At 36.2% G+C, this 24,514-nt stretch carries 19 protein-coding genes; 16 read left to right on the forward strand and 3 right to left on the reverse strand.

Annotated features, from left to right (window positions below; genetic code table 11):
• Position 1 precedes the first annotated feature (1 nt).
• From mutL to Q9M42_RS01345, 5 genes are all read left to right on the forward strand, one after another.
• Positions 2–1,870 (forward strand): DNA mismatch repair endonuclease MutL, encoded by a 1,869-nt coding sequence (mutL, locus tag Q9M42_RS01325; protein WP_322524728.1) that lies wholly within the window; start codon positions 2–4, stop codon positions 1,868–1,870.
• A 22-nt stretch (positions 1,871–1,892) separates the two neighbouring features.
• Complete coding sequence (locus Q9M42_RS01330) at positions 1,893–2,675, forward strand: class I SAM-dependent methyltransferase (protein WP_322524729.1); 783 nt, start codon at positions 1,893–1,895, stop codon at positions 2,673–2,675.
• Entirely contained in the window at positions 2,672–3,610 is a 939-nt protein-coding gene (gene miaA / locus Q9M42_RS01335; RefSeq protein WP_322524730.1) for a tRNA (adenosine(37)-N6)-dimethylallyltransferase MiaA, read from the forward strand. Before Q9M42_RS01330 ends, miaA begins: the two co-directional genes overlap by 4 nt.
• Before the next feature lie 47 nt (positions 3,611–3,657).
• A complete protein-coding gene (hfq, locus tag Q9M42_RS01340) occupies positions 3,658–3,897 on the forward strand; it encodes an RNA chaperone Hfq (protein WP_022792841.1) in 240 nt (79 codons plus the stop codon).
• A gap of 97 nt (positions 3,898–3,994) precedes the next feature.
• The gene (locus Q9M42_RS01345) at positions 3,995–4,300 is read left to right on the forward strand and encodes a hypothetical protein (protein ID WP_322524731.1); all 306 of its coding nucleotides are present in this window, start codon (positions 3,995–3,997) and stop codon (positions 4,298–4,300) included.
• Here Q9M42_RS01345 and Q9M42_RS01350 read toward each other — a convergent pair.
• Positions 4,286–5,500: a restriction endonuclease gene (locus Q9M42_RS01350; protein WP_322525243.1), complete on the reverse strand. Its 1,215-nt coding sequence runs from the start codon at positions 5,498–5,500 to the stop codon at positions 4,286–4,288. The genes Q9M42_RS01345 and Q9M42_RS01350 overlap by 15 nt on opposite strands.
• 231 nt (positions 5,501–5,731) lie before the next feature.
• On the opposite strand from Q9M42_RS01350, the gene Q9M42_RS01355 reads away from it, so the two are divergent.
• The 11 genes from Q9M42_RS01355 to Q9M42_RS01405 all read left to right on the forward strand — a co-directional run bounded on the left by Q9M42_RS01355 (position 5,732) and on the right by Q9M42_RS01405 (position 22,224).
• Positions 5,732–6,325: a hypothetical protein gene (locus Q9M42_RS01355; RefSeq protein WP_322524732.1), complete on the forward strand. Its 594-nt coding sequence runs from the start codon at positions 5,732–5,734 to the stop codon at positions 6,323–6,325.
• Positions 6,326–6,435: 110 nt separating this feature from the next.
• Positions 6,436–7,680: a hypothetical protein gene (locus Q9M42_RS01360; RefSeq protein ID WP_322524733.1), complete on the forward strand. Its 1,245-nt coding sequence runs from the start codon at positions 6,436–6,438 to the stop codon at positions 7,678–7,680.
• Positions 7,681–7,716: 36 nt separating this feature from the next.
• Complete coding sequence (locus Q9M42_RS01365; RefSeq protein WP_322524734.1) at positions 7,717–8,448, forward strand: HNH endonuclease; 732 nt, start codon at positions 7,717–7,719, stop codon at positions 8,446–8,448.
• A 15-nt stretch (positions 8,449–8,463) separates the two neighbouring features.
• Complete coding sequence (locus Q9M42_RS01370; protein WP_322524735.1) at positions 8,464–9,471, forward strand: restriction endonuclease; 1,008 nt, start codon at positions 8,464–8,466, stop codon at positions 9,469–9,471.
• A 212-nt stretch (positions 9,472–9,683) separates the two neighbouring features.
• A complete protein-coding gene (locus Q9M42_RS01375) occupies positions 9,684–10,646 on the forward strand; it encodes a hypothetical protein (protein WP_322524736.1) in 963 nt (320 codons plus the stop codon).
• A complete protein-coding gene (locus Q9M42_RS01380; RefSeq protein ID WP_322524737.1) occupies positions 10,624–12,123 on the forward strand; it encodes a hypothetical protein in 1,500 nt (499 codons plus the stop codon). The genes Q9M42_RS01375 and Q9M42_RS01380 overlap by 23 nt, the downstream gene beginning before the upstream one ends.
• Positions 12,124–12,133: 10 nt before the next feature.
• Positions 12,134–15,694: a helicase-related protein gene (locus tag Q9M42_RS01385; RefSeq protein WP_322524738.1), complete on the forward strand. Its 3,561-nt coding sequence runs from the start codon at positions 12,134–12,136 to the stop codon at positions 15,692–15,694.
• Complete coding sequence (locus Q9M42_RS01390; protein ID WP_322524739.1) at positions 15,695–17,575, forward strand: DUF1998 domain-containing protein; 1,881 nt, start codon at positions 15,695–15,697, stop codon at positions 17,573–17,575.
• A 633-nt stretch (positions 17,576–18,208) separates the two neighbouring features.
• Positions 18,209–20,353, forward strand: a complete 2,145-nt coding sequence (gene dcm / locus Q9M42_RS01395; protein ID WP_322524740.1) for a DNA (cytosine-5-)-methyltransferase — start codon at positions 18,209–18,211, stop codon at positions 20,351–20,353.
• A 463-nt stretch (positions 20,354–20,816) separates the two neighbouring features.
• Positions 20,817–21,713 carry a hypothetical protein gene (locus Q9M42_RS01400; RefSeq protein WP_322524741.1) on the forward strand — a complete coding sequence of 299 codons (897 nt, stop codon included), beginning with the start codon at positions 20,817–20,819 and terminating at the stop codon, positions 21,711–21,713.
• Positions 21,714–21,804: 91 nt separating this feature from the next.
• A complete protein-coding gene (locus Q9M42_RS01405; RefSeq protein ID WP_322525244.1) occupies positions 21,805–22,224 on the forward strand; it encodes a very short patch repair endonuclease in 420 nt (139 codons plus the stop codon).
• A gap of 62 nt (positions 22,225–22,286) precedes the next feature.
• On the opposite strand, the gene Q9M42_RS01410 is transcribed toward Q9M42_RS01405, so the two are convergent.
• Both Q9M42_RS01410 and Q9M42_RS01415 read right to left on the reverse strand, forming a co-directional pair.
• Positions 22,287–23,465 carry a DNA cytosine methyltransferase gene (locus Q9M42_RS01410; RefSeq protein WP_322524742.1) on the reverse strand — a complete coding sequence of 393 codons (1,179 nt, stop codon included), beginning with the start codon at positions 23,463–23,465 and terminating at the stop codon, positions 22,287–22,289.
• 295 nt (positions 23,466–23,760) lie between these two features.
• Complete coding sequence (locus tag Q9M42_RS01415; protein ID WP_322524743.1) at positions 23,761–24,384, reverse strand: LexA family protein; 624 nt, start codon at positions 24,382–24,384, stop codon at positions 23,761–23,763.
• Positions 24,385–24,514: the final 130 nt, after the last annotated feature.

The raw sequence follows: 24,514 nt of genomic DNA on the forward strand, positions 1-24,514 counted from the left end.
GGTGACGTATGTAAAAAAACTCCCGGACGGGCTCGCCAACAAAATTGCGGCCGGGGAAGTCGTCGAACGCCCCGCCTCGGTCGTGAAGGAACTGGTGGAAAACGCGATTGATGCCGGCGCCTCGACGATCCAGGTGGACGTCGAGGAGGGCGGGCTGTCGCTCATCCGTGTGACCGACAACGGCCGCGGCATGGACCAGGAGGACGCGGAGCTTGCCTTTGAGCGCCACGCGACGAGCAAGCTGTCCCGGGAAAAGGACCTGTTTCAGATTGAGACTCTCGGCTTCCGGGGCGAGGCGCTCCCAAGCATTGCGGCCGTCTCAAACGTTACGATGGAAACCGGGGACGGGCGCGATGCCGGCGTGCTTATCCGCTATCAGGGCGGCAAGCGCATCGCGTGCACGCCGTCCAAAAGCCGACAGGGCACCCAGGTGGAGGTGCGCGACCTGTTTTTTAACACGCCCGCACGGCTCAAATACGTTCGCACGATGAATACCGAGGTGGCAAACGTCGCGGATGTGATGAACCGGCAGGCGCTTGCGCACCCGGATGTCAGCTTCCGGCTGTACCACCACGGCAAGCAGCTGCTTCTCACGAACGGGAATGGCAGCCTGCAGCCGGTGCTCGCAGCCATTTACGGCCGGCAGACGGCGCGCGACATGCTGCACATCGAGGCGGAGACCGACGACTACCGGGTGAGCGGCTGGATCGCGAAGCCCGAGACGTACCGCGCCTCACGCCAGTACATGTCCACGTTTGTGAACCACCGCTACATCCGGCATTACCCGCTCACAAAAGCGATCGAAGCCGGCTACCATACGCTCCTTCCGATCGGCAAGCACCCGATTGCGGCGCTTCATATTGAAATGAACGTCGGGCTGATTGACGTGAACGTGCACCCATCCAAGCTCGACGTGCGCGTGAGCAAGGAGGAGGAGCTGCTGCAACTCGTCGAACAGGCGGTGCGCGACCGCCTCCAACAGGAGCGCCTTATTCCGGCCGGCGACCAGAAGCGGGCCAAATCGGCCCCCGCATCTGAGCAGATGAACCTGGCCTTTGCCGAGCCGGCACCAAAGCCGGCGACGGAGCCCAAACAGGACAAACCATCGGCCCCACAGGAGCCGGAGCCATCGCCCGTAGAGTACGCCTCCGCCCATGAGGCGTCGTTCAGTGACGCTCCCCCGGCCGAGGAACCGGAAGCGGAAACCGTGTTTGAGCATCCGGACACGTGGCCTGAGGAAAGGGAGGAGCCGGAGCCCGAAGCCCCGGCACCGGTCAGCACCGGCTCGGAGCTTCCGGAGCTGCGACCTATCGGCCAGTTTCACGGCACGTACATTCTGGCGGAAAACGAGGACGCGCTGTACATGATCGACCAGCACGCCGCCCAGGAGCGTATTTTTTACGAATACTTCCGGGTGAAAATCGGCGATGTGGACAAAGACGTGCAGCAGCTGCTCGTGCCGATTCTTCTGGAAGTAACGCAGGAGGAAGAAATGCTGATTACCGACCGCCAGCAGGATTTTGAAAACATCGGCATTTTTCTTGAGCCGTTCGGCGGCCAGACGTTCCGGGTGCACGCGCATCCGACGTGGCTGCCGGCCGGAGACGAGGAAAGCGTCATCCGTGAATGCATCGAAGAAGTGAAAAACAACAAGCGCATCAGCGTGCATGAGCTCCGCGAGGAAGCGGCCATTCTCATGTCGTGCAAGGCGGCGATCAAGGCGAACCGCTACCTGACGAAGGACGAAATCCAGGCGCTCGTCGATCGGCTGCGCACGTGCGAGAGCCCGTACACGTGCCCGCACGGCCGTCCAATCATCATTCACTTTTCCGACTACGACATGGAAAAGATGTTCAAGCGCATTATGTAGCTGCAGAGAAGGAGAGAGCGCCGTGATTATCACCACCGCCAAAAAGCCGGACCCAGCTGTCCATGCGGAAGCCTGGGCAAAGGCGCGGGCTTGGAACGCGCCGTACGTGCCGCGGGAGAAGCGATCGATCCGGCGCTGGCAGCAGGAAACGAACGAGGATATTTATATTGTGGCATCTGGTGGTGACACGTATTACCCGCTAGGTGAAGCTGCCGAGCCGCTCGTGTTTCACCCATCGATGGCGTGGCTGCGCGGTCTGCATGTCCACCGCGGCGGGAGCTACCCGCTGCTCGAGGCGGCAGACGTGCGCGAAGGCGACACGGTGCTCGACGCGACGCTCGGATTCGGGGCCGACAGCATCATGCTCGCCCTCGGTGCGGGAAATACCGGCACGGTGCTCGGCATCGAAAAGCAGCCGGTCGTGGCGTCGCTCGTCCGTAAAGGACTCCGGCTTCCGGGGGAGTATCCCGGCTGGTTTATTAACGCGATGCAGCGGATCACGGTCGTCCAGGGCGACAGTCTTCGTTTCCTGAGCCTGCTTCCCGAAAGCTCCATGGACGTTGTGTACCTGGATCCAATGTTTGCTGAAGCGGTGGACACAAGCCCGGCGATTGACCGGCTCCGCCCGGTAGCAGCCACTGACCCGCTGACAGACAAGTGGATTGAGGAGGCGCTGCGGGTGGCACGGCGCCGGATTGTGTTGAAAGACTATGCGGCCAGCCCGCATTTTAAGCAGTATCAGTTAACCCCGGCCGGGCGGCGGAGCGCCGCGGTCCGGTACGGATGGAAGGAGGCATACACGTGAAGCAACCGGTACTCGCCGTCGTCGGCCCGACGGCGGTCGGCAAAACGCGGCTCGGCATCGAACTGGCCCACAAATACAACGGCGAAATCATCAGCGGCGACTCGATGCAGGTGTATGAAGGCCTGACCATCGGCACCGCCAAGCCGACCCTTGAAGAACGCCGCGAGGCCCCGCACCATCTCGTAGACATGCTGTCGCCGGATACGCCGTATTCCGCCGCGGACTTTAAAGCACAGGCCGAGCCGATCATCGAGCGGCTGCATGGGGAGGGCAAGCTTCCGATCATCGTCGGCGGCACGGGCATGTACATCCGGGCGCTCCTGCACGATTATTCGTTTTATGATGCGAAGAAGCAGGAGGACGTGCGCGAGAAGTGGGAGCTGTACGCCCGCCAGTACGGAAGCGCCGCACTGCACGCCAATCTCGAGCGCCGCGACCCGGAGCGGGCGGCTTCGATTCACCCGAACAACGTGCGCAAGGTCGTGCGGGCGCTCGAAATTCTCGAAACGTCGGAAGAGGGCCCAACTTTATCCAAAAAAATGCAAAAAAAGCATTCGCCCTACGCCTCATTCATGATAGGATTAACAATGAACCGTCCGTATTTGTATGAGCGGATCGAGCGCCGGATCGACCGCATGATGGCCGACGGTCTCGAGCACGAGGCGCGCTGGCTGTACGAACGCTTCGGCGAGGAAGTCCAGGCCGCCCAGGCGATCGGCTACAAGGAATGGTTCCCGTATTTCCGCGGGGACGCCGACACCGACTGGGTCGCCGAGCGCATGAAGCGCAATTCCAGAAGATACGCCAAGCGCCAGCTCACCTGGTTCCGCAACAAAGAGGACGCACACTGGTATGATATTACCGATCGCTCCCGGCCGTTCGCCGACGAAGCGTTTGCTTCGATTCTGCGGCAGTTCGAGCGCGAGCATCGCTAATACATAAATCACTCAACTAAGCCCCGGCTGTGGAAGGAGATTCAAGCATGAAACAATCAGTGAACATTCAGGATCAGTTTTTGAACGTGGTACGCAAGGAAAAAATTCAGGTGACCGTCTTTCTGACGAACGGCTTTCAGCTGCGCGGCCTGATCAAAGCCTTTGACAACTTCACCGTCGTCCTCGACAGCGACGGCAAGCAGCAGCTCGTCTACAAGCACGCCATCAGCACCTTCGTCCCGCAGCGGACCGTCTCCCTGCAGACCGAAAGCGAGAGCGAAGAATAAAAAAAGAGCTTCCCCGAAAGGAAGCGCCCGAGACCGCCCGTTCCTGTGGAAGCAGGGGCGGGTGGTCTTTCTATGAATTAAAAAAGAAAGGAACTAAATGGAAATTGCCATGTTGAAAGAGAAGGCTAAAAAAATGGCTATGAATTATGAAAAATTGTATTTTATTGAAATTTTTATAAAAAATGAAATCGTTGAAAATACCGAAGGGTTAAAAAGTTTGTATTTTCATGAACTTATACCTTTATTAGACAGGGAAATTTATGAAGAAGAATTTAGAAAAAAACTATATAAGTTAATAAAAGTAAGAAATAAAATATGCCATATGAAAGATTTAGGCCAAGAAGACGAACTAGTATTAAACGACTGTTATAAAGAAATGATTAAGCGATTAAATAGTTGCTAAATAATTTTCAATATTATGGGTGTTAATATGATTGGAAACTAAAATGGTGACAATATCTATTCCAGAAATTATTAATATTGGATGTTTATCATCTTGAATTTCTTCATAAGCTTGTTTAGATATATAACTAGTAGTGACAAAAATGCCAAATTGCCGATGTCTTAACCTCGATATTAATCTTGAAGTATGCTTTATTACTACAGCTGTATCTGGATGAAATAGTTTAGCTTCTAAAGCGCAATCAACAATCAATTCTTCATTCGCATGTCCAATTCTATATTTGCCAATAGCATCTCTTCCACCATCTCTCCAAGGGCGAGTAATGTCAAATTCAATAAAATTACTATCCATTAATTGAACTAACGTTACCGCAAATTTTTCAAAATTGTAAGGAAATTCTTTGTAGTATTCATATATTTTATTTAAAATATTGAGATCATTTTCCTTAAATGGAATTTGGTCTGTTTTATTTCTTATTTTATTAATTTTGGGTGCTTTTAAAGGTTTTATAGAACTAATTCCATTTTCAACAAAGTCAATCCATGCCTTAGGAGCAAATTTTTTATTATCAGCATTGTTTAGTTTTAAGTCAGCCAACCATTTTTTCGAAATAGATTCAGTGCCGGTATCAATAATAGTAAAATAAGCTTCATAATTTTGAAACCTTTCACCATTTTTGGTTCTCCAAATAGCAACTAAAGTTTCATCAGAATTAATTTGTGGATGTCCAGGCACAGCAAGCCCAATGAAACGAACGCTTCTGCTGCTATTTTCAGTAATTTGTTTTTGGAATACCAATATGGCAGGTAATTTTTCGCGTTCTTCTTTACTAGCATAGGCTAAACCAAATATATGTTTAAGAAGTTTGTTCCCTCCTTTAGGAGTGTGATGAAGTTCATTCCCGGGTTCTCTATTGTCACCATAATAACGAAAATGCCCAGTCACTGTATCAAAAAAATCTGGCCACTCTGTTTCATTGCCAATGGTATATAAAGCCACAAAAGCACAATCTTCAGAATTAGCTTTTTTGGATTTTCGAAATCCCCCGCTATTTGATAAACCTGGTATTAATTTTGGTAAAGGCTCATCTTTTGTGTTGCCATGCCTCCCACCCTCATATATCGCGTCAATAATTAATGGTGCTTCCGAAAGTTCTTCAAATCTAAAAATTTTGATAAGGAGCCTCCTAATTTGGCGAATTTAATCGTTTTTTATTTTAATTAAGCAATTTAATTATTCTAAGCGTGTATATAAAATATGTAGCATAAAACAAATATATTATAACGATGTTACTCAGGATACTATTTTTTGAAGTTAATTTCCAAAAATTTTAAATTTTGCTTTAATTGTAGCTCATATGAACGATATAAGAACAGAAATAAAAAAATAAATACAAAAAGTTAATGGACTTAAAAAAGTCAGGAGTAAAGCATGAAGAAAATTATACTCATAATTGCTTACTTTTTGCTAGGTGTATTGAAATACGATTCTCATAAATTAGATGAAGTTATTGACTGTCTAAAGGCACAAAAAATAAATACTTTATCTGGAATTATTCATACTTCAATAACTGGGGCTACTAAAAACGCTGTAGGCACCCCCAATGTATTACCTCTAGCTAAATTAAGCAATTTAATTTTAAATACCCCCGTGATTGCTAAAAGAGTAGAAAAAACTCAAATTGAAAAAATACTTAACACTACTTTTGAAGAGAATCTTTTTATAAGCAGTAATACAGTAGATAAACTTTTTTCGAGGAAAGTAAATAAACTGGTAATATCAAAGTTTATTGAAACGCTAAATAATATTAATCAAAATAAAGTCACATATAAAACTAAGCCAATAAAGATTAATAAGTCATTGAAAATCCTAGAAGTACAAATTTTAAAAGACTGGAGAATATATATAATAAAAAAAGGCGGGAAAACTTATATTTGTGATATGGGACATAAAAATACCCAAAGTAAAGATATTAGAAAATTAATAAAAAAGTTTGGTGAAAACTTTCATGAATTAGGGGTTTAATAATTTAGAATAGTTAAAACATTATTTAGGTTCAAAGTTTTGCTGTATTTTAATTCATAGATTTAAATGTTTAGATTTTAGTTTATTTTAATAAAGAAATGAGGAGAAAAATGGACACTTTAGCTTATTTTGAAATACCTCTTGGTGATTTGAATACTAAATCTGCATACGGGGGTTCTCCTGAATTATTAGAAAAATTGTACCAACATTTAGAAGGTGCTAAAGAAATTCATATTTCTTTTTTTCTTTACAATAACCCTCATTTACATATTTTTTTAGAAAACCTTGTGAGTGAGAAAAAATGCAAAGTAGTAATATACACAATTCCTTTGGAGGGATATGATAGTCGCCCTGTAAAAATAACCCATAACAATGGCAGGGAGCGTAAACTTAGCAAACGGGAATACGCTAATAAAATAGCAAGCAGAATTTCCTCTTTTGAGGGAATGGAACTTCGCTTTATGCCTCACACAAATGTTTGGAACAAACAATATTTTTCTCGTGGCAGAGCTTCTTATGGGTTGCATAATAAATCAATAATGGTGATTAAAACAGAGGGAATTATTGAATGTTTGTCTACTTCTTCAAACCTCGCGTTAGGAGATCCGAGGCACAGTGAAAACGTATTTGTGTCAAAGCGCCTTCAAGAAGTAAAGATGTTTGAGCAATATTTTGAACTTCTGCGGCAACATTCTTTGACTGCAACAGAATACGATAGGTTTAGGGAGGAGCATGAAGATTTCCATTATGTGACGGATCCAATTAATTTGAAAGATGAATATGGTGACTGTTATTTTTCAGCTCCTTTTATTAAATATGAAGATCAGGGGAGCAATCATTATATTCAAAATAAAATTATTAATTTAATCGAAAATGTTAATAAAAGATTATATATATGTTCGCAGCATTTTAGCGACCTAAACTCTTTTGATAAAAATGCTCAAAGCATTGTGAATGCTATCGGAACAAAAGCTAGCCAAAGTTCTAATATCGATATTAAGATTTTAAAACAAACTAGAGCAAAAAATCAAAAGCAAGGAAAGCGAACTGCTGAAACAGAAAATTTTCTTCGCCAATTTAGTAATGTGCAACAAAAATACTGGGACCCTGTAATTCATGATAAATTCATTATAGCAGACAATAATCTGCTAATTACTACTGCCAATTTCACCTCGACCCAGTTTGCCTGGGCGTCTCCTCGGCTTATGGAATACGAGTTTAACAATGAAATACATAAAGTAAATAATACTTTCTCTGATATTAATAGTTTTCATTTCTTATATGAAGATCGATTGGCAGAAAAATATAATGAACATTTTCAAAGTCTTTGGGAACGCAGCACAACAGTTTTTTAATACGCTAAAATTATCTGATCAGGAGTGGTGTTTACTATGAAAAAAAATGCTTTTGAAAATTGGCTAGTAGAGAAAAAAAGGCTCAAGCCATCTTCTGTAAGACATTATGTTGGGGCAATTAACTCCTTGTCTAGAGCAAGTGGAGTAGATTTATTTAATACATCCGATGCTCAATTAATAGATGAATATTATGAACAGTATGGCTTTAAAGAAAAAGATGCTACAGGAAATAGAATGTATATTTCTGGGGTAAAGCACTTTAAAGAATTTTTAAAAGAAATTAATGTATCAAACGAATTGATTATAGAAAGCGTAAATTACGAAGCTAACGTAAAACATGAATTGAATAATATTGATAGCGTACCAAGATTATCTTATATACCTCAGTCACGACCAAAATACAAAAAAGTAAGCAAACAGAAAATTTGGGAACGTAATCCTAGGTTAGCTAGTGAAGTTATTCAAGCAATGAATTTTCGGTGCGAAGGAAATCCCGTTCATGATTTTTTTATTTCAAATAGAACTAAAAGAAATTATGTTGAAGCTCACCATCTAATACCTATGGAATACCAAGATGATTTTGAATATAGTTTAGACGTGCATGCTAATATAGTGTCTCTTTGTCCTGTGTGCCATAAAAAAGTACACCATGGAACATTCGAAGAGATAATAGAGCTAGTGGGCAATTTATATGCAGAAAGAAAAATACAGCTGCAAAAAAGCAATATTAATATTTCTTTTGATGAGTTATCTAGCCTTTATAAATAAAATAGGAGTGATAAGATGAGCAGATATTTTAAGTTTGTAGCTACTAGAGAAGCTGAAGAAGAATGGATGTTTGATGAGGCGCTAAAGGGAAGAGCAAGGTTCGGTTGGGGACCGCCAGGTTCTGATTTGAAAAAAATATCTTCAAAACCAAAAAACAAAAGAACGAGTGAAGAAAAAGTTGTATGGAAACAGGCGCAGTTTCTATTAAAAAGACTTGAAGTGGGAGACCGGCTAATTATTCAACATAAAAGACCTCTGAGAAAATTTTTAATAGCAGAAGTAACCGGAAATTATCATTCAACGAATACTGAGGAAGATTTTAATCACTACGTAGAATGTGAATTAATTTCCAAGGAATATATACCAATAGAGTCAGAAGTTGTATCCCAATCACTAAGACACCATTTAAGCAAAAGAGGAAGATACTACGAGATTTATGATGAAGGTGCTTCTGAAGAACTAAATCAAATAGTAGAACAAATAAAATTGGAAAACTCCAGAATATACAAAATTAATAAAAAGACAGAAAAAATGGACAAAGATCTAGAAAGCCTTGAAGAAGTTATTATAAAGGATATACGGACACGAATGGTCGCAAAATGGCCTAGCTTTAGTTTTGAAAATTTTGTAGCGGAAGTTATAGAAAATATGCCAGGAGTGGAAGTTAAACTCCATAAGGACAGCAAAAAAGGTTGGGATCTCACCATTAGAATTTTAGATCCTACGGATCCTAGTGGACAAACTATCCTTCATGACGATGTTCCAGTACAATGCAAGAACTATGAGGGGAAAGTTACAGATTTCACGCCAATAGATGACTTAGTAAGATGTGTCAAAAATACTGAATCAGATTTGGCTTACTTATTTATCATGGGGGAGTTGAGCAGCGAATTTAAAAATGAATTCGAAAGACGCATCCAAGAAACTAATGATGAACTTGAGAAAAATGTAGCATGGAGAATTGTAGACGAGGAACAAATGGCAAGAATGTATATAAATAAAATTAGCCATACTCAAAGATAAATTGAATAGTTCTTAAGCTCTTAGTCAATTGTGACTAGGAGCTTTTATATTACATTAAGGTATACATTTCTAAAAAATAAATCTTATTAAACTATCGTGTAATAAATGAAAGTTGTAGTATAATAGACTCAATTTAAAAATCTAATAACTGTAAAAGATAAAATATACTGTAAGTTATTTTAAATAAAAATGTTTTTAGAAAGGAGCTATAAATGGATCTAAATGAGTGGAAATATAGAAGCTCCAGTAAAGGAATGATCAATTTAGAAGAATGGATGAAATTTAGTATTTTATTAGCGAGATACTTAAAACAAACAGATAAGTGTTTGAAAATATACATTTCAGTACCATCGAATTTATTATTTTCATATTTCTTTGTGTTGGGAGCAATTGATCATGATTTTAAAAGTCCTTCTAAAGAAAAATTGTTGGATCAATATCTCAATTTAAAAAAAGGGCAGAGAATACTTTATAAATCAGGAGAATATTGGAAATCTCACTCGGTATTAGAATTAACTACTGTCCCAAATACGACTATTAGAGCAATAGCAGTTAAAGGACGTAACGGTTGTACTACTTATATACCTGAAACAAGATGGTTTGAATATGTAAGAATATTTGACCACAAAATATCTGAACTGAAAAATGATAGAAAAATGCAAAAAATAATTAATATAACTGATGATGAAAAATTAAAGAACCTATATTTCAAAGAAAATCTTAATTTGTTAATGAGCCAAAACATTCCAAAAACCTATCTTTATACTAACAAAAAAGAATGGAAAGAATGTTCATCTATCGTAAAACTTGAAATTGAAAAGGAAAGAGTAAATTTGGAGGATTTAATATATGAAAATAATAATAACACTTTTAAAAACTTAGAATTTATTGACCAAAACCAGCATGCAGTCACCTATGGGGATTCGACGATTGTATTTGTAGGAAGCAGTAAGGCGCTGAAAAAAATGGATTATTTCAAGCAAAAAAAATGTATATTTATTGCAGATCAGCATGAATCAGATGAAAATTATGAAACACTTAAGGTTAAAGTTGAAGAAGAGTTTTTAACAGGAGAAGGTAATTCTCATAATAGAAAAATAATAGAGTACGTGGATAATAATGAAGGTCAAATTCCAAAAGGGGTGGAGGTTTTTGCTTGGGTCCCGGAGAGCTGATTTAGAATTAGCAAATAATTTCTATTCTACGCCAATAAACGTAGAGTTTATAAATATCGAACAAGGTTATGTAGAAAAATTAATACGCGCATTAAAAGAATTAAAAAGTGAAGTTAGTACTTATTACGATGGAGACCTACTCCTTGTAGAAGAAACAGAAACATTCATTAAAGTGTGTAGAAACGTGGTAGGGACTTTAAGTAATTATAGTATTTACTTTCATGAACAAAATGAAATAATTGTAAGATACTTTACGTTATTACAAAAAAAGATTTATATTGATTTATTTAATAAAAAAATCGAACCTATAATCGCATTAATAAAAATACTTCGTAAATTGCAAAGCAATGCATATATTGACGCGTTATCAAAATTAATTAACGAAAGATCTTTTACTTTAGAAGAAACCTATATTTTAACTAAAAAAGAGCGGTTAAATAATTTTTTTAAACTTAAAGGAAGAGAATTAAAAAAATTATCAGCTAAAGAATTTATTGATTTAGGAATTTTTGCAGAAAATATTATATTCATAGGCACTCCTGGTTATTTTGACCGTAAATTTTCAGAAATATTTTATGGAAAAAATATTATTTTTTTAGGATATTCATGTTTTGAAAATCGAATAGTTAGAAATAATTCTTTTTCTGATTTAATAAATCAAGATTTCCAAATAAACACGATATATAAAGATGTGACTTTCGTTGGAGCCCATGCAGGGCTGGAATACGAAGAAATTTTTGTAATTGAGAATTCTGAAGAAGCTATAATTAGTAGATTCAAAAACAAAGAAGTACTTTTTGAAGATAAGATTGAAGTTAAACTTGCGACTATTTCTAATAAAAATTATGTATTTTTACCAGTACTAGATGAATTAAATATTATAGATAAGGAGACATTGAAAGTATCTCAAGTAAAAGTAGAAAATTTGACTATAGGAGATCTATTACTCTTCAGAAATTATAATGGTTCTAACTTAATAAAAGAAACTGCAAATAAAATTATGGCTTCAAAGGCAGAAGTATATCGAGAAAGCACAAGAAAATGGAAAGAAGAATTAAATTTAGGCGTCAAAAAATACGGAATTAAAAATTTTTCAAAAATATTAAAAGATGAATATAAAATTTCAATTGCTAATGAGCAAAATATAAAAAATTGGACGAGTAAGTATTCTATTAAACCTTCATGTTTAAAAGCACTATTAACAGCATTAAAATTTAGCGAGAAAGATAAAGAAGAAGTTTTAAATGCAACTGATGAAATTCTTAAAGCCCATATTTCAGCAGGACGTCTTATTTCGCAATCGTTAATGAATGAATTAAATGAAAATTTAGAAAGTTTAATTGAAGAAAATGGATTTTTTAAATTTAAATCTAAAGAGTTTAAAGGCGCTTATTTTAATATCGAAGAAATAATAAAAATTTCTAGTGAAACAATCTTTGTTTCTGAAAATGAAGTATTAAAAGTAATCAAAAAGTGAGGTTTTGGGTGTGAGCGAAGAATTACAAAAATCTTTAAATGATAGAAAGAATATTGTTCAAGCAGTAAAACAAGAAATAGTCGGTCCCAGTGATATAAAAAATACTGAAAAATCATTAGAGAAAGTGAAAAATTTAACATTTACTACCTTTGAAGACTTAAACAGTAACTATTATTGGAAGAAAGCCGGTTTGAAAGAGGAAATTATTCAAAAAGAGGAGCCTTCTAGAAGGTATGCTGCAGGAATGTTATATCCGATGGAGCCCAAAAATTCAGATTTAAATGAAGAAGAACTAATGATTGATATAGTGAATAATGAGAATATTACTGGTTTTTATGATGATAAACAATACGATAATGAAGAAATAGAAGAAAATTCAGGCTTAGATGATTTAGCTTTAAAACTTAAACAGAAAGATTCTCTCCCTTCAAGCATGGGTTTAACATTCTGTATAGCTAGAAACACAAAAAATTTGCAAATTAAATTTAAAGGCGGACTTTATGAAAAACATAAAATCCGTGCAGAAATTTTTAACCATGGTGAAAATTCAATTGAAGAAAAGGAATATAATTATGAACAGCAATGGTGGTGGCGAACTTCTATTTTTGCTGAAGAAGACATCGAATTGTCAAAGTTTTGTATTGGTAATAATAGTAGTGAAGAACAAATTCCACTTAGTGTTTTTGACAATAATAAAAAGAAAATTGAAAACGTTAAATTAAATATGCACATTCAATGCCGCACAAATGAGCAATATTTATTATTAACAGTTACAGTTATTAATGTGACAAAACCGCAAGGGAATTTTAATTTAAATGAACATACAGTTTTTCAATCAAATATAAATATTTCAGCTAAACCTGGCAGCTTTTTAAATTATCCTAAAGCGTTTGAACGCAATTTAGATTTAACTAAAGATGAGTGGAATAATGAGTTGTTGTATAAAAATAAAATTAATTATGCATTTGGCCACAATTGTTCAGTTACTTGGGATCAAAATTCCGAAATTGTATCTGAAATTAATTCTACATTTATCCCAAGTTATGAAACGGAAAGTATGACCCCTGACGTTACAGTGAAAATTGGAGAAGAAGAAATAAATTTAAAAGTTGAAATGCAAGCTTTAATGAACGTGGAAAGCTATAAAGATTTATTGGAAATTTTGCAACCTTTAATACTGGGTTATGAAGGATGGATAAGTGAGCGTAGAAATGAAGTGCAAAATCTTCAGAAAGAGCTTAAAGAAGCTGCAGAAACAAACTTGAAACTGTGTGAAGATAATCTAATAAGAATAAAAAGAGGGGTAGAACTTCTTAAAAAGCCTAAAGTTTTTCGTGCTTTTAAATTGGCAAACGAAGCTATTTTACTGCAACAAATTAATGGAAAGACTTCTCGCGAAGCTTATTATGAAAAAAATAATAATGGTTTAGAATTAAAAATTAAAGAAAAATCTCCTGAATCAATTACGAAGATGAAAGACCTAAACTCATGTAATAATAGTTGGCGTGTATTTCAGCTCGCGTTTTTTTTATTATCGATACAGTCTATAGTAGACAAAGATTCTGACGATCGCGATATAGTTGATTTAATTTGGTTTCCTACTGGGGGCGGAAAAACAGAAGCTTATTTGGGGGTAGCTGCTTTTCAAATGTTTTATCGGCGTTTACTAGATCCAAATGATGTAGGTGTTGATATCATTATGCGCTATACTTTACGACTATTAACAGCAGATCAGTTTCAAAGGGCATCTAGGTTAATCTGCGCAATGGAATATGTAAGAAGAAAATATGAAAAAGAACTAGGTAGCGATCAGTATTCGATTGGTATTTGGGTAGGTGCTAAAACGTCACCAAATACCAATAAAGAAGCTTTTAAAAAATATGAAGCTATGAGTAAGTCAAAAGGACCTGAAAATCTAGTTGTCACTAGGTGTCCTTGGTGCGGATGTGAAATCGGCAAAATTGAAGTAAAAGGCAGTAAGAATACAGAAAGCAAAATAATTGGTTTCAAAAAAATTAATGATAATCATTTAATCGTGGCTTGTCCAGATAAGGAATGTGATTTTCATGACGAACTGCCAGTTTATTTTGTAGATGAAACGATCTATAAAAAACAGCCAACTTTTTTAATAGGAACTATCGACAAATTCGTACAATTGACGTGGAAACCAGAAGCGAGAAAATTATTCGGTTTAAATGAACGTGGGGAACGTTTTGTGTCGCCTCCACAAATTATCGTGCAAGACGAGTTACATTTAATTTCTGGTCCTTTAGGAACTATGGCTGGTCTTTATGAAGTATTAATTGAGGAACTTTGTATAGATGATCGAGGACAGAAACCAGTCAAACCTAAAATAATTTCAGCCACAGCTACAATCAAGGAATATGAAGAACAAGTTAAATGTTTATTTGGAAGAACTAAGGCCAGTCTTTTTCCTACTCCTGGTATTGATATTGACGATTCTTTTTTTTCTAAAGTTGCTGTTGATAACAACGAAAAACCAATGCCAGGAAGAGAATATATAGGTGTATTTACATCTAGGGTTGGAGTTTTGATGGCTCAAGTAATGACGTATTCAGCAATCTTACAAAAAACCGAAATGTTGCCTGAAGAAAGAAAGGATCCATTTTGGACCTTGCTATCTTTTTACAATAGTTTGAGAGATTTGGGTGCTGGATTAAGTTTATTCAATAGCGATATACCTACTTATATTGATTCTTTAATAAAACGTGAAGGGCTAAAAAATAGAAGGTTTTTAGGCGCTCCGTTAGAATTAACTTCACGGAAACAAAGTAACGAAATTTCTAAAACAATAGATGATTTAAACGTTCCGTACAGTGTAAAAGACAACAAAAAGAGAACAAAAGCACTTAACTCGTGTTTAGCATCAAATATTATTGAGGTAGGTGTTGATATTGATCGCTTATCTCTGATGGGAATTATTGGCCAACCTAAAATGACGGCTCAATATATACAAGTTAGCGGTAGAGTTGGGAGGCGTCCTCAAGAGAGACCTGGGTTAATTGTAACGATTTATTCTAATCAAAATTCTCGGGACAAATCACACTTTGAACATTTTAACGAATATCATCAGAGACTCTATGGACAAGTAGAAACTACAAGCTTGACACCTTTCTCTACCGCTGCTTTAGAACGTGGGTTAACAGCGGTAATTATTGGTTTTTTTCGCCAACGTATGGATATGCAAATAGCAAATTCCCCCAATAATAAAGAAATTAGACGTGCGATAAACGATAGACGCTTTAAAGCTTTTAGTAATCGTTTTAAAAACCGGGTGGAATTGATAGATTCTTCACAGTTAGAAGTTTTTAAGACTCATTTTAAAACATTTATGGATGGAATTTTAAAGGGGCGCTATGAAGTTTGGCGTGTATCGGATACTGAACGTGGCCTAATGTATCAGGCAGGTAATTTAAGCGATGGAGAAAAATATCCCGGGAGCATTCCCGTAATTAATTCTTTAAGAAGTGTAGACGCAGAGAGTCTTGGTTCAATAATTTTAATAGAAAATGATGAAAAAGATTTATTTCAATGGGGGGAAGACGATTAAATGCGAAAATTACCCATGAGGCGTTCTAAATTAGTCGGGACAGAAGGACCAGGATCTTTAGTGATTAGTCCTGAAGGAGAAACAGCTGTTGTAGGGGCTTTGGACCTTTGGTTTAAAGACCATAAAGGAAACAAAGCAAAAAACATTGAAGAATTTGCAGTAAATGAACCGCGTTTAAAAGCAATTTTAAAAGTGGATAAATTTTATAAGCCGCCTGAATATAGAAGAAATTCGAGAAATGCTATGGAAATTATAGCTAACAGTAATCTAATAATCCCTTTAATGCGCTTTCCAAAATGGCATTATTGTAACGTATGTAAATCATTAAAGGAATTAGAACTTGATCAAACTTCAGTATATTTAGATTGTTTTCACTGTGGATCAAAAAGATATTTTAAACAAGTACCCTTTGTAGTCATTTGTGAAAATGGTCATTTGTCTGATTTTCCTTGGCAAAAATGGGTCCATGGCCATGAGAACAGTAGTTGTGAGGGAAACTTAAAAATTCGAATGGGTGGAGGTACAACACTTGATTCATGGAGAATAGAATGTGAAAAATGTAAAAGTATTCGAGGATTAAAAGGGGTAACTTCATCATACGATGGTAAAGATGGTAAAAATATGACAAGTAATTTAGGAGAATCGTTAAACCAAAAAAAACCTGATAAGTATACATGTGAAGGCGAAAGGCCATGGTGTGGAGAAGATAAAGAAGAATGTACTGCAGCTCCAGTAGCAATTCTGCGAAATTCAATAAGTGTATATATGGCAAAGAAAATCAGTGCCTTAGCAATACCAGGTGATTATAATGAAAATGTTGATCTAATCGTAGCAAAAGTTCTATCTCCAGCTAAGCATTTATTTCGAGAGAATCTTGCACTCATAGATAAGCTAGATAAAAAAATCGAATATATAAAATCAAATCTTAGATTTGAACTAAAAGAAGAGGTCACAGATGAAGATATACAAAAATCATTATGGTATATAGAATCTGGAGTAGAATACGAATATACAGATGAAGAATTAGAAAAACCTGATTCAATAATTAAACAAAAAGAATTTGATAAACTCATTTCCACGGTAAGTTCAGCAGAATTAAAAGTCAAGCCTGAATGGGAGTATTCAAAAGAAATTGCATTAGAAAATAGTTACTACAAACCGTATATAGAACGTTTATCTAGGGTTACGAGGTTAAAAGAAACAACAGCCTTATATGGGTTTGATCGTAAAGATTTTAAAGTTAATAATGATTTCAAAAGTTACTTTCCTTCTCTCTACAAGGATTATCAAAATTCTTATGAAAAGTGGCTGCCAGTAAACGAAGTATATGGAGAAGGAATTTTTTTGCAATTAAATCAAAAAAAAATAATGGAATGGGAAGAATCAGAAGAAGTTAAAAAATACTTTCAACGTTACCTCCGGCGTGTAGCCCATATCGACCATCGTAACGAGAAAATTCTTAAGCCAAGAAATATAATGCTTCACACTTTGTCCCATTTTCTAATTGAAGAGTTTGCAAATCTTTGTGGTTACAATAGTGCAGCAATTAAAGAAAGACTTTATTTAGATGAGGGTGAAGCAGGGGTATTAATTTATATCTCAGCCGGAGATTCAGAAGGGACTTTAGGAGGGCTAGTAAGGTTAGGGTTACAAGAAAAATTTTTTCCTATATTAGACAAAGCAAAAAATAAAGCAAGATGGTGCAGTTCTGATCCTGTTTGTACTGAGATCGGGAAAGACCATGGACAAGGCGTGAATAATCTCAATGGTTCTGCTTGCTATAATTGCTCTTATATTCCAGAAACCTCATGTGAATATTGGAATCTATATTTAGATAGAAATTTACTTATTGACCCAAGAGTTGGTTATTTTAAAGATTAATAAATGATTTTACAATAATAAACAAGAAATTCGCATATATTAAGTATGCGAATTTCTTGTTTAAGGTACAAATGGTAAAAGAGGATTGTTTATGAAATTTTCAAAATTACTATCTGTTCGTCTAGATTGATCCTATTATAATGAAAAGCCTAACTTGTTTATCAAGGTAATTTGATGAAGGTAATTGTATAAACAACCAGGAGTAATGTTAGCAGTTCCTTATTCTTAATGAAGTTGAAACAAATTATTAATGTTTTATTTTTCGCTAGAGAAAGTAGTACTTTTAGTAAAATCATAAAGACGTAAGTTTTTCTTTTTTGTAATAAATTGTTCAAATTAAATTTTTTATAAATAATAGGATGTTTTTACCTTGTTACTAAAATGTATATAATAAATAGATTATTAGAAAAACCTATTGCTAAAATCAAATGAACTTATTTCTAGTAACTTTTGTGGTATTATAATTAATGTGAGAAAGACTTTTGTTTTTAGATATTTTGGTCCTTCACATAAGGATTTTTTATATTTTAAACTTAACAGTGCACACTATTTGAACGAAGCGGTTTCTATAGTGATTATATAATATATCAGAATTGGGCACTTTTCGTGTGAAGCTGCTCGGGAGGTTTTATAGTGGTTAAAGTTGAAGAAAGAGGCAGAGGTAAGTTTAAGCCTGCGCCAGAATATAAACAAGAAGAAGTTAAGGCTGTCTTGCTCGACAGAATTAATAAAGAAAGAGAACTACATATTGAAGATGAACTAGATTATGATATTGAAAAATTAGAATATAAAAGTCAAAAAGCGAACGTGATTAGTCTTTTTAGTGGCGCAGGGGGACTAGATTTAGGCTTAGAATTGGCTGGTTTAGATGTTAAATTAGGTAAAGATGAAGTAAACCAGGTTTTTTCAAACAAGACTTTATTTGATGAAGTTAGGGAAGAGAGTGTCTTTAACCATGTTTATGCCAATGATTTATTTAAAGAAGCATTAGAGACCTACAATAAAAACTTCAATAAAGGCGTGTTTACGCATTATAAGGATATTAAAAAAGTGGCCAAAATACCAAATGCCGATATTATAGTCGGCGGTCCACCATGCCCAGGCTACTCTAGTGCTGGTCCAAGGTTGGTAGATGATCCGCGAAACTTTTTATATGTCCACTATATAAGAGCTTTAATGCAAGCTCAACCAAAGTTTTTCATCCTCGAAAATGTAAAGGGCATGCTAAATTTAGCAAAGGGAGAAGTATTTAAACAAATCAAAGAAGATTTCGAAGCAACTGGTTACAGAATTCATTATAAATTAGTTAATGCCAAAGATTACGGTATACCTCAGTCAAGAGAAAGAGTATTTCTAGTAGGAGTTCGGGAGGATATAGATTTTACCTATGAATTTCCAGAACCTACACATGGAGAAGGAATGCTTTTTAAGCCCTATGTTACATTAAGAGAGGCAATCAGTGACTTAGAAGACGACCCTGGTCAATACTTTGAAGGCTCGTACTCCACTATATTTATGAGTAGGAACAGAAAAAAATCCTGGGAAGAACCAAGTTTTACTATCCAAGCCTCTGGGAGGCAAGCTCCCCTTCATCCATCTGGAGAGCCTATGAAAAAAGTAGATAAAGATCAATGGATTTTCCCTGATGGTGAAGAAAATAATAGAAGATTATCAGTGAGGGAAATTGCCCGCATCCAAACATTCCCTGATTGGTTTGAATTTAGTCCTGAAGATACAGAAAAAAGCACTGCATTAGATAAAAAATATAAACAAATAGGAAATGCAGTACCAGTACAATTAGCTAGAGTAATTGCCGGTCCTATTGCAGAATGGTTTTATTATAATCAAATTGAGGAAAAAAGCAGTACACGAAACTCGGGGGTTCCGATAATGCCAGAAACAAACGTGCTATTAGCTCTGAAAAATATTCTTCAACAAAATATGATTTCCTTGGAAAACACTGCATATTTTAAAAATAAAAATAGAGCAAACTCATTAGGTGATTTGTTAGAGGCTTTCGTTAAAGATGCCTTTTGTGGAGAAAGCATAAATGTAACAGAAAAAAAAGAGAGAGAAAATATCCATAGACAGTATTTCAGTTATCTTGGGAATTCGAATAACCCGCCTGACTTTATAATTAGAGATGGTCCGGGTGTAGAAGTTAAAAAGATTGAAGATAGTTCAGAGACTAGGTCTTCTTATTCTCAAATCGCGTTAAATAGTTCGCATCCTAAAAAATTTCTTTATAGTGATGACTCAAGAATTACTAAAGAATGTAAAGAATGTGAAAAAGATAACGGCGGATGGGAAAAAAAAGAAATGATCTATGTTATAGGAAATGTTTATGAGGAGCAAATTTCGTCATTGTGGTTTGTATATGGGGATTGTTTTTGTGCGGAAAACTCTACTTATGAACAAATAACTGAACGTATTAAAAACGAAATTCGGCAAATAAATAATATAAATTTTGAAGATACTAATGAGTTAGGAAAAGTAAAGCAAATTGGTCCTTTGAATAATTCGGATTTAAGAATTAGAGGAATGTGGAATATTGAACATCCAGCAGAAACCTTTGGGGAAATTGTCGATGATCAGCCTGGTATCAATTTCTATGTATTGATGAGAAAAGATACTTTTAAAAAATTGGATATACCACCAGATCTTGAAGAATTTATAAAATCAGAAGCGTTAAATAGAAAAGAAGTAAAAATAAAAGAACCAGATGAGCCGAATGAGGAATTTGAAGCGGTATTATATAGTGCAGTTTTAAACAATTAATATATTTATACCAATGGAGATTCAGCTATTTGCGGATCTCCATTTTTCAATTCAAATAATAATTAACAAAACTATCCTTATATTTAAAAAAAATATATAAATTTATAATTAAAGTTTTAGAATAATCACAAGAAAATTAGGTGATTTATACTTGATATTATTTAAGTGCCTAGATATCGAAGATCACAACGGCTTTTGTCTCGAATAAAAAGCTACTAATTGTTTTTGAAAAATTTAGAAGTTATTGTTTATTTTGAGAATATCCGATTGTAAAATCAAGCTAGATAATGAAAAATCAATAGAATTAAATAAAAAAAATTTTTAACCGATAAACAATATAATGACATTGCAATATTTTTGCTAAGAAAACTAATATATAAAGAATAATTGCAATATGTTAAGTAGAGCTAGTGTGAATTTTGTTTAACACTTATTATATATCTCTTAAGGAAAGTGTGAATCTATGAAAGCCTACACAGAATTAGAAAAATATGTTGTTAATTTATTTTTGAAGGAAAAGTTCTTTATTTGGAAAGAAAAAAGATTTGAAGTGGATATAGTCGATAAGCCGCGCCCAAGAGGAAGCGGAGAATGTAAAACAGACGTATATGTAAGAGGTTTCAATAAATTTGAGGGGAATATCGAGTTGAAAATTTCTATAAAAAAAGAAAACAGCCAAGAATTTCAGGAGAATAAACTAACTCCTGAAGCAACAGAAAACTTACTTGGTGAAGATTGGGAAACTATCGTTAGAGATGCATCATACTCAATCAAAGAAAAATTTGAAAGTGTTCCTTTAATTTTCTTATCTCAACGTGGTCATACAGATAGAAATTCTGTAACTATGGGGTGGAAATTAGAAATAACATCTAAGCCGAGAAATCTTTCCAGTAAATTAAAATTGAGCGATGAAGATATCAAAGAGAGAGTCTATAAAGGCACTAAGTTACCAATTTCTAAAAAAGATTCAACAGTAAACGGTTCAGTAGTTTCAGGTAGCGGGATAGCTAATTATATGCTAATTACAGAAATTGATAAAATATCTACTGTACAAGATGTGCTTAATCAATTAATACTAATAGAGACTATGCCTATTGGTGACATGTATTTAGTTTTTACTGCAAACAATTGGAGAGTGGAAAAAGATAGCACTGATGGGCCGAGGTGCTTAGCTGTAAGGATAGAATGGGAAGAAAAAAATGGTCGCTTAATCCCTGCATTTATCTATGATCAACCTTTAAATTGTACTGGAAAAAAGAATAAAGAACATTTAAAGCTGATTTTTGACAAACTAGGCGTGCAATTACCTGATCAATTAAATGAAGGTATGGTAGACAGCAGATATATCTACAGCAAATAACAGTTTAAGAAGATTAGTGGCAGATTATATAGGGAAAATGATTAAGACCATTAAATGGTCTTAATCATTTTTTATTAAAGAAGGTGCTAACATAGAATTTAATACTAGCGATCAAAGAAGTAAAATAATGAAATCTATAAAATCACAATCGCAACTTGAAAATGTAGTAACTAAAGAATTATGGAAAAGAGGTTGGCGTTTTAGAAAAAATACAAAAATGTTTGGTAAACCTGATATTTCGATAAAAAAATATAAAGTTGTTATATTTATTGATTCTTGCTTTTGGCATTTTTGTCCAATCCATGGAAGATATCCTAAGAAAAATTTAGAATACTGGGTGCCAAAGCTTGATAAAAATATTAAAAGAGATAAAGAAGTTACCGATCACTACGTTGAAAATGGTTGGAATATCCTAAGAATTTGGGAACACGAAGTGAAAGATGATTTTCATAATACTTTAAATAAAATCGAGAACCATATTATAGAAGCAAAAAAACTGTTTAAACATTAAATCACATGGTGTTTAAACAGTTTTTTTGTCAATTTTAAATCCGCCAAGTTTTAATACTTCCTTTACCCCGAAATTTTAAGATAGTTAGCTATTGGAAGAGAAATAACTTTAGCTAGAGAAATTGGGACAGCATTACCTATTTGTTTATAAACCTTATCAATACGGCCATTTTTAGAAGTTTTTTTATTTTCCCCCATACTAAACTCAAACCAATCAGGAAAAGTTTGGATTCTTGCAACTTCTTTTATAGATAAGCGCCTGTGCTCATTTATACTATCAGGGAATTCCCATAAATCTTTATTAATCTTGCGCATAGGTTCTCCACTAGGGTGTAGTGGGGCTTGGCGCCCACTTGCTTGAATCGTAAAACTTTGCTCGTGCCAGCTCCTTTTACGGTTCCGGCTCATATACATGGAAGAATAACCGCCTTGATAAAAAAAGCCCGGGTCAGTTTCAATATCTCCTATGGCATCTTTAAGTGTTACATAAGGTTTTAATCCTGCTTTTGGTCCATGAGTAGGTTCAGGAAAAGAATAATGGAAATCTAAATCAGTACGAACGCCTACAATGATCACTCTTTCGCGTGTCTGGGGAACACCGAAATCTCTAGCGTTTAACAGTTTTGTTTTCACATTATAGCCTGCTGCTTCAAAATCTTCTTTAATTTGCTTAAAGACTTCCCCTCCGCCTAGTGTTAGCATCCCTTTAACATTTTCGGCAACGAAAAACTTGGGTTGTGTATCCATCAGGCACCTAATGAAGTGCAGGTACAAGAAATTCCTTTCATCATCAACTAATCTAGGGCCAGCCTCCGAGAAACCAGGACACGGGAATCCCCCTAGCACAATATCTGCTTTGGGAAATTCTTTTATTCTTTGAATGTTTTTAAGGTGGCAATAGGTAGAAGGGTGCATGTTAGATTTAAAAGTTTCTAAAGCTTCTGGAAAGATATCATTGGCGTAAATAGTACGAAATAAACTTTGGTCGCGAAATAATTGGTAATAGTTTTTAGACAAAAATGCTCTGGTCGCTGCTTTTTGTCCAAGTGTAGCTTCTATCCCAGCCAAGTCAAAGCCTAGGTCTAATCCACCTGCCCCAGAAAACAAGCTAACTATACTAAATTTAGTTTCACAAGAAGGTACTACTTTTGAATAGTTTATAGGAGATTGGGATTCGGCTTTTAAACGCGCTTCATAGGATTTCATTTGCAAAATATTTTTGATTTCATTTTGTTTTTTCATAATTTTTGCCCCTCTACCCGTAGTTATTATTCATACAGAAGTATTCATTGATTACTTCAAAGAACAATAAAGTTAATGTATTTAACTATAGTAGAGGGACATTCACAAATAGAATCTATATACATAAGCCAAAAAGTTATAAAGAAATTCTCTAGGGGTTAACTAAAGATTTCTTCGAATCACGAATACATTAACTTAAACCAAAAGATAAATTTTCATCAATAATTTTATATTAGTTTTAACTCTGTTAACTAAATCTATTTCAAGATTAATAACTTCCTCCTTCCATTGAAATTTATATGACATGAAGAAATATTTGCACTACCTTGCCACGTAAAATGATCTCTCTCCGGGGAATAGTTATAGGCCTGTGATAGGCGTTGTCGGCAATTAGCAACGCAATGGAAGAATTATCAGGGTAATATATTCGCCTCACGATCGCATTTTCTTGCTGAACATTTACAATAACGATATCCCCATCTTTAATGTTTTCATTTGGGGTTACAATCAAAGAATCTTCTTTTTGAATGCGGCTATATCCTTTCATAGCGTCATCTTGTGCAATAAAAACAAACGTGCTATCTGGAAGTAGGTCCACATCATCTGGCAGTTGCGTATACCGCATAACATAGTTTTCATTATCGGTGGAGACATCGTAAGGAAGCCTATTAAGAACCGGGATCGTCACTACCCCTTTAACCGAGTAAAAATCTATATGGGGGTCATAGCCAAGTAATTCATTGGGAGAGACAGAGAAGTATCTAGCCATTTTAATCAATCTATTTTGTCTGGGTTTTCGTTCACCTAGTTCATACGAGGCTATAGTGGCTTGGGATAAATCAAGGTCTCTGGCTAGTTCAGCTTGAGATAAGCCTTTGTTAAAGCGATAAACTTTTAAAAATTGTCCGAAGTTAGGCATAATTAAACCTCATTTCTTCAATCAAAACCAATCAATTAATTTTATTCGCTTGCTAACATTATACCACTTTAAGTAATAAAATTGAATTAATTACTTAAAGTAATTAAAAGATTTGCAGAAAGGATAAGAA

The organism is Marinococcus luteus (assembly GCF_034497705.1).
GTDB classification, from domain to species: Bacteria; Bacillota; Bacilli; order Bacillales; family Marinococcaceae; genus Marinococcus; species Marinococcus luteus_A.